The organism is Shimia thalassica, assembly GCF_001458215.1.
Classification (GTDB): domain Bacteria; phylum Pseudomonadota; class Alphaproteobacteria; order Rhodobacterales; family Rhodobacteraceae; genus Shimia; species Shimia thalassica.
The window spans coordinates 1,096,809-1,110,828 of the sequence record NZ_CYTW01000001.1; the positions used below are offsets into that span (position 1 = coordinate 1,096,809).

A 14,020-nucleotide genomic window follows, 5' to 3' on the forward strand; every position below is an offset into this window, starting at 1 on the left:
CGCGATAGGATACCTTCATGTCGATCTGGACCCGTATAAGTGATGCTGTTTCCGCACTCGCCAGTGGCGAGAGCCTTGCAACCGTTTTCGATAAACTGCGCACGCCACCCGAGCGTTCCGTGGCCTTTGCCATCGCGGTGGTTGCTTTGGGTGCGAAAATGGCCAAGGCCGATGGTCTTGTGACTCGTGACGAGGTCACGGCATTTCGCGAAGTCTTTCAGATTGCGCGCGCTGACGAAGAAGGCGCCGCGCGTGTCTTTAACCTTGCCCGACAGGACGTTGCCGGATTTGAAGAATATGCGTGGCGCATCAAAGGTCTGTTTCAACAGGACCACATCAGCTTTTGTGATTTGATGGAAGGTCTGTTCCACATCGCACTGGCCGATGGAGAGTATCACGAAAACGAAGACGTTTTCCTTGCGCGTGTGGCCGAAATCTTCGGCATGACAGATATTGAGTTTAAAGCGCTGCGGTCTCGATTTGTGCCCGAGGCAGAGCATGATCCCTATACTATTCTGGGGGTCACACCGGACATGTCCATCGCTGAAATCCGCAAGGTCTGGCGCCGTCTGGTGCGCGAAACCCACCCCGACAGCATGATGGCACGGGGCGTGCCCGAGGAAGCCATCCGTCTTGCCGAAAAACGGCTGATCGACATCAATCAGGCGTGGGATGAAATCAACGAGGCCGCCGCCTGATGCGCATCGCCACGTATAACGTGGAGTGGTTTACAAACCTGTTTGACGAGCAAGATCATCTATTGATGGATGACGGATGGTCCGGCCGGCAGGATGTGACCCGCGCCCAACAGATCGAGGCCTTGGGCATCGTTTTCACGTCTCTCGATGCGGATGCGATCATGGTGATCGAGGCGCCGGATCAAAACAAGAAACGCTCTACCGTCAAGGCGCTCGAGGCGTTTGCCGCTGCATTTCGGTTGCGCACGCGAAAAGCGGTCATCGGTTTTGCCAATGACACGCAGCAGGAAATTGCGTTCCTTTACGACCCTGATGTGATGACCGTCGAGCATGATCCGCTTGGACACGAAACCGGCAAAAAGGGGGCGGGGGACTCTCCGCGCTTTGACGGTGTGTTCCGGATAGATCTGGACGTGGACGCGACCGAAGACATGGTGCGGTTTTCAAAACCTCCGCTAGAGCTTTCGGTGACGACATCTGATGGCAAGAAGCTGCGGTTGATCGGGGTACACCTGAAATCAAAGGCACCGCACGGGGCCCGCAACCGAGACGAAGTCATGCGCCTGTCGATTGCCAACCGCCGCAAGCAGTTGGCTCAGGCAATTTGGTTGCGACAGCGCATAGAAACACATCTTGAATCGGGTGATTCAGTTATCGTGCTTGGGGATTTGAACGACGGTCCCGGTCTTGATGAATACGAAAACCTGTTTGGGCGGTCTTCTGTGGAAATCGTGATGGGCGAGGACGGCGTCAATTGTCTTTATGACCCGCATGCCAGACGGGCCCTGCAAACTCGGTTGGGGGCCACGGTCACAACCTCGCGGTTTTTTCTGGCCTCCAAAAAACGGTACCTGCAGGCGCTTCTTGACTATGTGATGGTGTCTTCCGACCTGCGCCCCAAGGCCGATAGTTGGCGGATTTGGCATCCGTTCGACGATGTGGATTGCTGGTCGGTCCCTGAATTGCGCGAAGCTTTGCTCACCGCGTCCGATCATTTTCCGGTCTCTTTGGATATCGACCTTTAAATGTGGGTCAGGCCTTCCTAGATGAGGGGGCATGAAGAACATGAAGAACATATCCGTCCTACAGACATTCGCCCTTTTCGCTGCGTTGATCGTGGCCCTGTTTGCCGTGCCTGTGCGCGCCGAAGAGACCACGGAAGACGATGGCCTGAGCCTGATGGAAGAGGGCATGCTCTTGTTTTTCGAGGGGCTTCAACAAGAGATGGAGCCGGCAATGGATGGCCTGCGCAGCTGGATGGACGAGGCAGAGCCCGCATTGCGCGATTTTGCGTTGCAAATGGGGCCAGCTCTGAATGATCTGATGGATCAGGTCGACGATTGGAGCGCGTATCACCCTCCAGAAGTTCTTCCGAATGGCGACATCATTATCCGTCGCAAGGCTGATGAACCCGCCGCTGGTGAAACAGACATTTGATCCTGCACGAAAATGCATTGCATGCCTCTTTGCAGAGGTTTGCAGATCCAGTGTGTTGAGCAATGTTTGTTTTGAGCTCAAACTGACCAATGCTGCAATCAGCACGAACTGGTGGTAGGGGCGGAGAGCGGACCTTCGCTGCTGATAGCGGCAAGGGCGACTATGCGAGGCAAAGCTACCACTGGGTCATCGATACTAAAGTAGACCTTTCAGCCAATACCAGACATTGGTCCAAGCTGCATTTAGTGATCGTTTACAGGCATTTATGAATGCCTTTCAGGCTTGCAAAAGCCCATACTGGCAACTTTTGCTTCCCGTCAGGGGTGAATTTGATACTTTGGTGCATATTACATGTCTATTTTCGTTTTAGAGATTCGAGTGTCCATGCCCACAGCCCCTTCAACTGACCTGAGCTACTATTTTGGTACCACTGGCTACCAGAGTGTCTCTTTCAACATTCCTTCTGACCTGGGAGATTGGGATACCAGCAGCGTCACGACGCTGCAGGGATTTGCCAGATACAACCCTACATTCAACCATGATATCAGCAATTGGGATACGGGCAGCGTCACGGATATGAGCTTGATGTTCTATCGCACTGATGCCTTCAACCAGGATATCGGCGGGTGGGATACGGGCAGCGTCACGGATATGAGCAGGATGTTCTATCTCACTGAAGCCTTCAACCAGGATATCGGCGGTTGGGACACGGGCAGCGTCACGCATATGAATAGTATGTTCGCCCGCACTGATGCTTTCAACCAGGATATCGGCGGGTGGGATACGGGCAGCGTTACAGTTATGCGTGGTATGTTCTATCTTGCTGAAGCCTTCAACCAGGATATCGGCGGGTGGGACACGGGCAGCGTTACGGACATGAGTGAGATGTTCATTGGCGCAGATGCCTTCAACCAGGACATTGGCGCATGGGACACGGGTAACGTCACGGGGATGAGAGCAATGTTCCAATACACCCTTGCCTTCGATCAGGATTTGGGTGGATGGGATATCTCGGCATTGCAGGTTGCAAACTCGATGTTTGCAAATTCTGGCATGAGCATCGCCAATTTTGACGCAACGCTTGCGGGGTGGGCGCGGCTGGAGTCAGGTGAGACCGCCATTCCAACCGACATTTCTCTTGGCGACGCGCAAGGCATCTTTTACAGCAACGTAGAGGCCTATTCGACCCTGACCGAGACATATGGCTGGACGATCAATGCCACGCGCGTGGCCCCTGTGACCTCTCTGAGCGAAGGGGCTGATGTGGTCGATCTGTCCGCCGAAACCAGAAGTACACGCACCGCAGGAATGTCTGGTAACGACGACATAATTGGCAGCGCTCACGCGGATGCAGTCTTTGGCGAAACCGGCCACGACACGATCCAGGGTGGGCTGGGTAACGACACACTCAATGGCGGTTATGGCGACGACAATCTGTTCGGCGCGTTGAACGGCACTGATATTGAGGGAGACTTGGCAGATTTGATCTTTTCCGGGCGGGGCGACGATTATGTCGACGGCGGCCACGGTAATGACGAACTGCGAGGGGACGCAGGTCATGACACCATCCTGGGCGGTTTTGGTGCGGATACGCTCATTGGTGGTGAAGGCGTTGATGTCCTGGGCGGTGAGGCTTTGGGCGACTTGCTTTTCGGCGGGGCTGGCGCAGATTTCATTAATGGCGGCTTTGGTCATGACCGCATGAATGGTGGTGAGGGGGCGGATAGGTTCTTCCACCTTGGGATCGCTGACCATGGCTCTGATTGGGTTCAGGATTACAACGCAACCCAAGGCGATGTACTTCAGTTCGGCATTGCAATGGCAACAGCCAGCCAGTTCCAAGTGAACACCACCCACACCGCCAACGCATCTGGTGAGCGATCCGGTGACGACGACATAGAAGAAGCTTTCGTGATCTACCGCCCCACGGGCCAGATACTCTGGGCGCTTGTAGATGGCGCAGGGCAGTCCGAAATCACCTTGCAAATCGCAGGCGTGAATTACGACCTATTGGCCTGATTTATTCGGCGAAACTCGGAGGAGAGTTGGTGGATCTCTAAGCTTTGCAAAGCCTACTTCTATCGCTTTTCTGCCGTTTGTGGTCTTTACGGCGAAGGTCCGGTTTGGGCCGTTAGGTGAAAGGTCCGCAATGTCCGCATAGCCGCCGTTGAGAAACAAAACGTCTGTTACGCCGCGTGATGTGTTTTACTTTAAAACACTTCCGGCAAGAGGCTTGGTGGCGGTGCCTAGCCTTTTATTTTGACCATGACTTTGGCGTCCAGAGATCCTGCGAGGGACTGAAGCCGGGCTTGCGAGACTTCGCCAAACAAAGCATCTGCCGAGGTCGGAAGCGTCAGCGTGAGATGACGTTTCTTGGGGCGCCAGTCCAGTTTGCCCATTTCGGCACTTTTATCCATCCAAAGCATCGCACCGAACCGCATGGCCTTGCCAAGGATTTCGGCTTGTAGCTGGGTTTTGTCGTCGATCAGATCATAGAGGTTTTCAAACCGCGTGCCTTCGCGTTTGTTGCGATACCGGTGCAACAGGGCAAGGCCCAGAAACACCCGTTCTGAATGGCGCAAGCCCCCCAGATTGGCACGTGTGGCGTTGTCAAAGCAGACTTCGGCGCGATAGTCGGGATGCGCACGCCAACTCACGTCATGCAAAAGGCAGGCGGCCTTGACCAGCCGAAGACGATCTTCTTTCCAGCCGGAAAACAAAGGCAGGATAAACCCGTAGAGGGATTTCCCAAATCCGGGAAGGCGCGCGTCTTTGCTTTCCGCGAACCGCGCGGCCTCGATCAGAGGATCGCGTTTGCGCAGGGCATCGGGCATCTGTTCATACAAAAGCCCTTCGCGGATACCATAAGAGCTGACCGCGATATCATGAGGTTTAAAGCGGCGGATCACCCCTTTGAGAACATCGATCGCATAAGGCACCAAAGACATCCGGTTGGCGGATACGCCACAACGCTGGCGCAGCTCTTCAAGATCGTTGTCGGCAATGTATTTGGCGGTGGCCGTGATCGAACGGGCGGTCATGCGATATTCGTGCAAAACGTGCAGCGGATAGCCGCGGCGCTCCATGTCGATCCGCGCAATGGCACGCCATGATCCACCCACAAGAAACAGGCGGTTTCTCTGTCTGCCCATGGTTTCCTTCAACTCGTCCAGAACCGAGTTGATATAGGCCCGCCGGCCTTTTTTGCCGCCCTTGATGTCACGAAGCTTGAGCGGCCCCAGTGCAGACGTCACCCGTTTTCCCACGGTATCATTGTCGATCTCGGCCAGTTCCATCGAAGACCCACCGATGTCGCAGACAAGACCGTAAGAGCCCGGCCATCCCAACAAAACACCCTGTGCCGATAGGCGCGCCTCTTCCGCGCCATCGATCACGTGGATTTTTAAACCGGTTTCGCGCAGAACCTCTTCGCAGAAATCTGGCCCGTCATCGGCTTCGCGCACGGCAGCAGTGGCCACCGCGCTTAGCTCGGCATGACAAATCTGGCGGGCGATTTCCTGAAAGCGCCGGATGGCGTCCAGTGCGCGCGCACGACCTTCGGGGTTCAGGCGCCCCGTCTCGGAAAGACCGGCCCCCAGAGCGCACATGATTTTTTCGTTGTAGAAATACGCCGGACTGCGTGCGGCGCCATCAAACACCACAAGGCGAACCGAGTTCGACCCCACATCCACAACGCCAACACGTGACAAATCACGTGTGGAAGGATCTTCAAAAAGAGGCCGTTGAAACGGCCCCCAGTCCTGTGCGGGGTCAGTGTTCCCGTCCATGTCTCTTCCCAAGCTGATCTTGTCCCAATGTGCGACAGAGCGCAGTCCGGGTCAATCTTCGGTATGGGTCAGTTTCGGCACATCCGACGCGCCCGCCGATCCACGGCCAGACAGGGAAGGGTTCTCCATAAAGAACCTGTGGCAATTGAACGCAAATTCTCCTTCGGGAATCTGCGACCGGTCAAAGCTGCCATCTGCGTTCATCACCCAACTTTGTGCCACATCGGCAAGATTCGCGGCCATGACCTGACTGACGATCTGGGCTTTGACGGTCGGGTTTTTGATTTCGACCAGAGTTTCAACACGGCGATTGAGGTTGCGCCCCATCCAGTCCGCAGAAGAAATATAGACTTTGGCCTTTTTCGAGGGCAGCCCCTCTCCGTTGCCAAAGCAGACAATTCGCGAGTGCTCGAGGAAGCGGCCTACAATCGATTTGACACGAATATTCTCGGAGAAACCCTTGATCCCCGGCCGCAATCCGCAGATGCCCCGCACCACGAGGCTGATCTTCACGCCAGCCTGGCTGGCCGCATAAAGGGCATCGATGACCTCGGGTTCGACCAGAGAATTCATCTTGGCCCATATTTCCGCGGGCTTGCCCTCTTTGGCAAAGGCGATTTCTTTGTCGATCATCTCGATCAGACGCGCCTTGAGCGAATGCGGAGAGATCGCGAGGTTATCCAGTTTTTCAGGTTCGACATATCCGGACAGGTAATTGAACACCTTGGTGGCGTCGCGTCCAAGATTGGTGTCACAGGTGAAAAAGCTCAGATCGGTATAAATCTTTGCCGTGATCGGGTGATAGTTGCCTGTGCCATAGTGGGTATAGGTCACAAGCTGGTCACCTTCGCGGCGCACAACAGTAGAAATCTTGGCGTGGGTTTTCCAATCGGTAAACCCGTACACGACATGAGCGCCCGAACGCTCTAGACGACGCGATTGCTGGATGTTGGCGGCTTCGTCAAAACGGGCCTTCAGTTCAACCAGTGCGGTAACGGATTTCCCGTCTTCAGCCGCCTCGCAAAGCGCGTCGACAATCGGAGAGTTTTTCGACGTCCGGTAGAGGGTCTGCTTGATGGCCACGACATTTGGGTCCCGAGCAGCCTGATGCAGGAAGCGAACCACCATGTCGAAAGTTTCATAAGGATGGTGCAGCAACATGTCTTTCTGGCGAATGGCCGCGAACATGTCCCCGTCAAAATCCTGTACCCGTTCGGGAATACGCGGGGTAAAAGACGGCCAAAGCAAATCGGGTCGCTCATCCAGAACCAGTTCGCTCAGATCGGCGAGACCGATCATGCCCTCAATTTCCACGATTTCGTCGTCTGCTACGTGAAGTTCTTCAACGATCAGCTTCTTGAGCGCCTTTGGGGCACCAGCCGAGATTTTCATGCGCACAACTTCACCGCGTCGCCGGCGTTTGAGGGCAACTTCGAATTCCCGAACCAGATCTTCGGCTTCGTCTTCCACTTCGAGATCGCTGTCGCGCAACACACGGAAGGAACAATGCCCTTTGGCCTTGTACCCCGGGAACAGGCTGTCGAGATGCAACAAAAGCAGTTCTTCCAAAGGCAACACGCGGATCGTGCCGCTTTCCGAAGGCAGGAAGGTGAACCGGTCAATCTGATGCGGGATTGGCAGCAACGCCTTCAGTGTTGATTTGGTTTTGTTGCGTTCCAACTCAAGCGCGAGCGAATACCCAAGGTTCGGAATGAACGGGAAAGGGTGCGCCGGATCAATCGCCAACGGGGAAAGAACCGGAAAAACCTTGTTGAGGAAGACTTCTGACAGGAATTCCTTGTCCGCATCGGTAAGCGATTTGTGGTCAAGGATTACAATGCTGGCTTTTTCCATTTCCGCGCGCAAAGCACCAAACATTTGCTGTTGCTTTTGCAGAAGAGAGCGAGCGTCTTCGTTGATAAGGACAAGTTGTTCGGCAGGTGTCAGCCCGTCTTGGGCGGGGGATGTGATCCCCTCACGGACCAGTTCGCGCAGACCGGCAACCCGAACGGTATAAAACTCATCAAGGTTTGTCGCCGAGATGGACAGGAACCGCAGACGTTCAAGCAGCGGAACACGGGGGTTCTCGGTTTCTTCCAGAACACGCCAGTTGAAACCCAGCCAGCTGAGTTCGCGGTTAAAGAAACGGCCCGGACCTGTCAGATCAACAGTATCGAGTTCAACAGCGGCCGGGAAATCGGATTTGAGAAAGTCTGCGTAAGTCATTAAATGCACATGCCAGCCTGTAGTAACAGAAGAATGACAGTATCCGCCTGTTTTGGACGGAAGTCCAGAACGGCACCCGTCAAACGGTCGCGTCCAGAACCCGTTTGGCCAATGCCCGTGTTATGGGTCTTTGTTCCGCCAGCGACAGGCGATCCAGAGCTTCCACAAGACGACGCGCCCCTTCAAAAGACCGATCCATGTTTTTCACAAGATAAGGGATCGTATCTGGGTGCGGTGTAAGCTGACGGTCGGCAAATTGTTTGGCCATGATGACGCTCAAAAGGATGTCGTCTGGTTGCTCCAATGCCGCAACCGTTGTGCCCTGCATTCTGCTCAGCAGATCAGGCAGTTCCAACTGCCAGTGGTTCGGCTCGCCTGCGCCCGTCAAAAGCAGCGTGTTGCCTTCTGCCAAGGTCAGGTTGTGCAGATGGAACAGGGCCTTTTGCGCCGCGACATCGCCGGCGATGTCTGGCACGTTTTCCACTGCAACAGGACCTTTGGCAAGGTCAGGAATACGGTCTTCCGACAGGTCCCGCGCGTTCAGGATCACCGCGTTGCTCTGGGTTGCCCACACATGTGTCAGATGGGTTTTGCCCGACCCCTTGGGGCCAACAAGCAACAGCTTGCTGCCGGGCCAGTTCGGCCACATATCAATCAGGCCAAGCGCCATCACATTCGCAGGGCTGACAAAAAAGTCGTCACGCCCCAACGCAGGACGCACAGGCAGGGTCAGGCTCAATTGTTCGGGCATGGATGCGTCAGTCTTCTTGCGCTTCGATAGCTTTACCAGTGTAGAGGTAAGAGTTGGTGTATTGCCCGATGAAGAAACGTGCAAGTACCCCGATCACCGCGGCAATCGGAACGGCGACCAACATGCCAACAAATCCGAACAGTGCCCCGAAAACCGAAAGCGCAAACAAAAGCCAAACAGGATGAAGGCCCACGGATTTACCAACCAGTTTCGGTGTCAGGAAGTTGCCTTCGACAATCTGGCCAGCCACGAAAATTGCGCCGACAAGACCAAGAGAGAACCAGTCGCCCCAGAATTGGAAAAGACCCAAACCAATGGCCAACGTCCCGCCCAAAAGCGAACCGATATAAGGAATAAAGGTGATCGCACCGGCAAAGAAGCCCACCGCAAGACCAAAATTCAGGCCGACCAGCATCAGGGCAATTGCGTAATACGTCCCGAGGATCAGGCAGACAGACCCCATTCCGCGCACAAAGGACGCAAGCGTGTTGTCGATCTGTGAGGCAAGCGACCGGATCACGGTGATATGTTCACGCGGCAAGAGGTCATCCACCCGCGCCACCATCTTGTCCCAGTCCAGCAGCAAATAAAACGTCACGACCGGAACAACTACCATCAGCATAACCAGATTCACCACCGACGCGGCCGAGCTGAGCACACCTTGCAAGACCGCACCGCCCTTTTCCTTGATGACGTCGCCAATGGAAGACAGAGTTTGGTGCATGACCGAGTTTTCGTTCAGCAGTTCGGGGAAACGCTGAGAGATAAACAGGCGCAGGTCGCGCACCAGTTCGGGCATGGTTTCAAACAATGCAATCGTCTGTTCCACAAGAACCGGTAAAACGGCCAGAACCCCGACGAGGAAAATCAACACCCCGACGAGGGTGATGATCACGGTTGACACAACACGCGACAGGCCAAGCGCCTCTAGACGGTCGGCAACAGGGTCCAGAAAATAGGCGATTGCGCCCCCTAAAACATAAGGCAGCATGATATCGCCCAGAAACCACAGGGACAAAACGAAGACCAATGCGAAAATTCCCCAGTATTTCATCTGGTTGTTAATGGTCATGTCGAATGTCCTGTTTCGTTCCTGAAAATGATCGCCCAAGTCTTTGCCTATGGCGCGCGCGCTTGCAAGGGGAATGGACAGCCTATTGGATGCGTGATCTTCTGTTTGTTATGATTTCAGCCGGATTGCACGGGAAGACTGGAAATGAACGAACAATTTGATCTTGATGCCTTTGTTGACGATCTGCGCGACGCCGCAAAGACACCCGAGCGGACAAAAGCCGTGCGCCGTCTGATAGAAGTCGCGATGTCCGACAGCGATTTACTGGCCGCCAGCATTCCTGATTTCGGGGATGATGTCGTGTTGTTCGAAGATGAAACCGTCTCGATCTGGTATTGTCATTTCCACCCCGGCATGTCCGTACCGCCGCACGACCATCAAATGTCTGCGGTGATCGGTGTCTTTCGCGGCCAAGAACGGAATGACTTCTTTGAAAAAGACCCGGGCGGAACGCTGCGCAAAAGCTCGGAAGTTGTGCTTGGTGCAGGGGATGTTCTGTCGATTGGCCCCAGCGCCGTTCACTCCGTGTCGTGCATCAGTGCAACGCCCTGCAACGGGATACATGTCTATCTTGGTGAGCTGACACAGGTCGAACGCAGTTTGTTCGATCCTGAAACGGGTCAAAGGCTGCCTTTCGATGATGACAATTACAACGCCTTGATGCGGCCCGCCCCCTAATTCGTTAACTTTGGCTAAAACGACGTGCGCCCTTGTCTGGGGCGGCACAAAGCCATAAACGGAAGGCAAACCAAGACAATTTTCGCCAAAGAGAGCCAATATGCGCCTGTCCCGTTATTTCCTGCCCGTTCTGAAAGAAACGCCTGCCGAGGCGCAGATCGTGAGCCACCGCTATATGCTGCGTGCTGGTATGATCAAACAGCAATCCGCCGGAATCTATTCCTGGCTGCCGCTGGGTTTCAAAGTGCTGCGCAAAATCGAAAACATCGTGCACGAAGAACAGGCGCGTGCCGGTCACGTGCCAATCCAGATGCCCATCATGCAGGGCGCAGACCTGTGGCGCGAATCCGGTCGCTATGATGACTATGGCGCCGAGATGCTGCGGATGCAGGACCGCCATGGGCGTGACCTGTTGTTCACACCTACCGCCGAAGAAATGGTTACGGACATTTTCCGTAGCCATGTATCGTCTTACAAAGACCTTCCGCTGACGCTTTATCAGATCCAGTGGAAATTCCGCGACGAAATCCGCCCTCGGTTCGGGGTGATGCGGGGCCGCGAATTCTATATGAAAGACGGCTATAACTTTGACCTGACCAAAGAAGACGCGCTGCACGCCTATAACCGCCATCTGGTCAGCTATTTGCGCACATACGAACGTATGGGCCTTCAGGCGATCCCGATGCGCGCGGATTCCGGCCCGATTGGCGGTGATGACACGCACGAATTCCTCGTGTTGGCCGATACCGGCGAGTCCGAAGTGTTCTATGATAGCGCCGTGACCGATCTGACCTTCGGCGATCGCGAAATCGACTATGACAGCCATGACCAATGCAAAGCGATCCTTGAAGAGTTTACTTCAAAATACGCGCGCACTGACGAAACCCATGACGAAGCGTTGTTTAACGACGTTCCCGATGAACGTCGCCGTACCGCGCGCGGGATCGAAGTTGGCCAGATCTTCTATTTCGGCACCAAGTATTCTGAACCTCTGGGCGCAACAGTGCAGGGGCCCGATGGCAAACCTGTGCCGGTCCATATGGGCTCGCATGGTATTGGCGTGTCACGTCTTTTGGGCGCGATTATCGAAGCCAGTCATGATGACAAGGGCATTATCTGGCCCGAAGGCGTCACCCCGTTCCACTGCGGTATTGTCAACCTCAAGCAAGGTGATGAAGAGGCGGATGCGGCTTGTGAAGCTTTGTATAAATCGCTGTCTGCGCTGGGCCTTGAGCCGCTTTATGATGATCGCAAAGAACGCGCAGGCGGTAAGTTCGCGACGATGGACCTGATTGGTCTGCCTTGGCGCATCACCGTCGGGCCACGTGGTCTGAAAAATGGCGTTGTCGAAGTCACCTCGCGTCGGACCGGCGAAAGCGAAGAAATGACGCCGGAACTGGCCGTTGCCAAGATCGCAGGGATTTACGAAGGCCATATGGTGCGTGGTCTGTAATACCGACTACGCTTCGTTGATTTCAAAAGGAGCAGTGGAAACGCTGCTCCTTTTCCTTTTTTAGGGGCCCTTACAATCAGGCCATCAGGTCAAACATTCCGTCCATGGTGCGTACCATGATCGAGTCATTGCCCGCGCCGTCCACCAGAGCAAAGAGGATGTGGCCGTTGTAATCCACAAAGGCTTCTTGGACAGTATCATCCCCGGCAGTTTGGCCCGACATCGATACCGCATCATTGAAGTGAAGTACGAAATCGTCCGCCGTCACGCCTGACAACTGGAACTGCAGATAGTCCCCTTCGGCGTGGGAGAAATCCTGAATCCAGTCGGTTGCGTGATCCGCATGGGCCGTATGGTAAAACCGGTCTGCACCGTCGCCGCCATTCAGGCGGTCATAGCCCCAAGCACCATGGATAAAGTCTTCACCTGCGCCACCAAAGATCGCATCCGACAAAGCGCCACCGCTAAGGAAGTCATTTCCTGCTTGGCCGACCAATTGGTCTGACCCTGCGCCGCCGTTAAGGGTGTCATGCCCTGCTTCTCCGTAGACAAGATCATTACCTGCACCTGCGTCAACAAAGTCATTGCCCGAACCAGCATAGATGACATCCCTCACGTCTGCATCTGTTGCACCGGCATAGATCATATCGTCTTCGTCACCGCCTGCGATTGTGTCCGAGCCATCGCCTGAGCGTAACGTGTCCATGCCCTCGCGACCCAGTAGCAGGTCGTCACCATCGCCAGTCACACCGACATCGTTGCCTGCTCCGGCAAGCAGCGTGTTGTTGCCATTGCCCAGATCGGCCAGATCATTATCTTCGCCAAGGTTCAGCGCATTGTCTTCGTCTCCGCCGAAGACCAGGTCCACATCGTTTGATCCGTCGGACCCCAGAAGATCAGCCGGGATAAGAACACCGTCAATTACATGGACAACGCCATTATTTGCCTGAATATCGGTGGCGATGATGTTTGGATCTTGGAGATCTGGATCGGCATCTCCGAGAGATGCGCCATCCACCGACAATATGCCGGATTGCAAGGTTGTAATCATATCCGAGGACAGGACCTGGCTCGCCTGCAATGACTCTCCTGCAACGTGATACAGCAGGACTTGCGAAAGCAGGGGAAGCGGGTCACTTCCGCCACTGAACAGGGACAGGGCGCGCAGTATCACGTCTGTTGCGCCAGCCTCGTCCATTGCTTCGTTGCCAAGTGTCTGGGCCAGTGACAGGAAAGCATCATCATTGGGTGCAAATACGGTCAAATCGGCGTTTGTATCTGCCAATGCTGTTCCAAGACCTGCTGCATCTACAGCTGCGTGCAGGATGTCGAAATCGCCACCATTGTCATCGAAGCTGCCGGCTTCACCTGAGGCAGCAACGATCTCGACAATTGAAGGGGCATCATTGCCAGCTAGGTCGCTTGGAAGCAGAACACGGTCAATAACATGGATTGTGCCATTATCTGCGGAGATATCGGTCGCGATCAGTGAAGGATCGATCAGATCGGGTTCAGCATCTACCAAGGTTGGGTTGTCAAATGCGATGCTTCCCCCCCCAAGCGGGTTAACTGTTCCAGCCGAGGCGATGGCGGCGGCATCAAGAGACCCGGCAGCGACGTGATAAAGCAAAACGTCACGAATTGTTTCGGCGGGTAGGGCGCCCACGATGAAGCCTGTGACTGCATCCGCGTTTGCCGGATCGCCCTCAAAGCCAAGGCCCGACGCAAGTTGGCCAAAGGCCGCGTTTGTAGGGGCAAAAACCGTAAACGACCCTGTCTCGTCCGCAAGCGTGGTAACAAGGTTGGAGCCCGGAAGCTGCGTATCGACATATTGCAGGGCTGAGACCAGTATTGAGAAATTGCTATCGCCCACGGCGATGTCGGTGATGGTTTGCATAGGGGTACTCCTCCAATTGA

General features: G+C 54.9%; 11 protein-coding genes. 6 read left to right on the top strand and 5 right to left on the bottom strand.

From position 1 onward, the window contains the following. The first annotated feature begins 17 nt into the window (after positions 1-17). The 4 genes from PH7735_RS05045 (at position 18) to PH7735_RS05060 (ending at position 4,154) form a co-directional block, all read left to right on the top strand. Positions 18-698 carry a molecular chaperone DjiA gene (locus tag PH7735_RS05045; protein WP_058310198.1) on the top strand — a complete coding sequence of 227 codons (681 nt, stop codon included), beginning with the start codon at positions 18-20 and terminating at the stop codon, positions 696-698. After that, entirely contained in the window at positions 698-1,723 is a 1,026-nt protein-coding gene (locus PH7735_RS05050; RefSeq protein ID WP_058310199.1) for an endonuclease/exonuclease/phosphatase family protein, read from the top strand. Before PH7735_RS05045 ends, PH7735_RS05050 begins: the two co-directional genes overlap by 1 nt. A 40-nt stretch (positions 1,724-1,763) precedes the next feature. Further along, entirely contained in the window at positions 1,764-2,135 is a 372-nt protein-coding gene (locus tag PH7735_RS05055) for a hypothetical protein (protein ID WP_058311151.1), read from the top strand. A gap of 384 nt (positions 2,136-2,519) precedes the next feature. Beyond that, positions 2,520-4,154, top strand: a complete 1,635-nt coding sequence (locus PH7735_RS05060) for a BspA family leucine-rich repeat surface protein (RefSeq protein WP_058310200.1) — start codon at positions 2,520-2,522, stop codon at positions 4,152-4,154. Between the two features lie 227 nt (positions 4,155-4,381). On the opposite strand, the gene PH7735_RS05065 is transcribed toward PH7735_RS05060, so the two are convergent. The 4 genes from PH7735_RS05065 to PH7735_RS05080 all read right to left on the bottom strand — a co-directional run bounded on the left by PH7735_RS05065 (position 4,382) and on the right by PH7735_RS05080 (position 9,972). Continuing rightward, positions 4,382-5,923, bottom strand: coding sequence for a Ppx/GppA family phosphatase (locus tag PH7735_RS05065; RefSeq protein ID WP_058310201.1), 1,542 nt, complete (start codon positions 5,921-5,923; stop codon positions 4,382-4,384). Between the two features lie 51 nt (positions 5,924-5,974). After that, entirely contained in the window at positions 5,975-8,149 is a 2,175-nt protein-coding gene (locus PH7735_RS05070) for an RNA degradosome polyphosphate kinase (RefSeq protein ID WP_058310202.1), read from the bottom strand. A gap of 79 nt (positions 8,150-8,228) precedes the next feature. Then, positions 8,229-8,900 carry a P-loop NTPase family protein gene (locus PH7735_RS05075; RefSeq protein WP_058310203.1) on the bottom strand — a complete coding sequence of 224 codons (672 nt, stop codon included), beginning with the start codon at positions 8,898-8,900 and terminating at the stop codon, positions 8,229-8,231. 7 nt (positions 8,901-8,907) lie between these two features. Continuing rightward, positions 8,908-9,972, bottom strand: a complete 1,065-nt coding sequence (locus PH7735_RS05080; RefSeq protein WP_058310204.1) for an AI-2E family transporter — start codon at positions 9,970-9,972, stop codon at positions 8,908-8,910. A 144-nt stretch (positions 9,973-10,116) separates the two neighbouring features. Here PH7735_RS05080 and PH7735_RS05085 point away from each other — a divergent pair, with 144 nt between their 5' ends. Both PH7735_RS05085 and proS read left to right on the top strand, forming a co-directional pair. Beyond that, on the top strand, positions 10,117-10,650 hold the full coding sequence (locus PH7735_RS05085; protein ID WP_058310205.1) for a cysteine dioxygenase family protein: 534 nt from the start codon (positions 10,117-10,119) through the stop codon (positions 10,648-10,650). 100 nt (positions 10,651-10,750) lie between these two features. Next, positions 10,751-12,103, top strand: coding sequence for a proline--tRNA ligase (proS, locus tag PH7735_RS05090; RefSeq protein ID WP_058310206.1), 1,353 nt, complete (start codon positions 10,751-10,753; stop codon positions 12,101-12,103). A gap of 76 nt (positions 12,104-12,179) precedes the next feature. Here proS and PH7735_RS05095 read toward each other — a convergent pair whose 3' ends face one another. After that, a complete protein-coding gene (locus PH7735_RS05095; RefSeq protein WP_058310207.1) occupies positions 12,180-14,000 on the bottom strand; it encodes a fasciclin domain-containing protein in 1,821 nt (606 codons plus the stop codon). Positions 14,001-14,020: the final 20 nt, after the last annotated feature.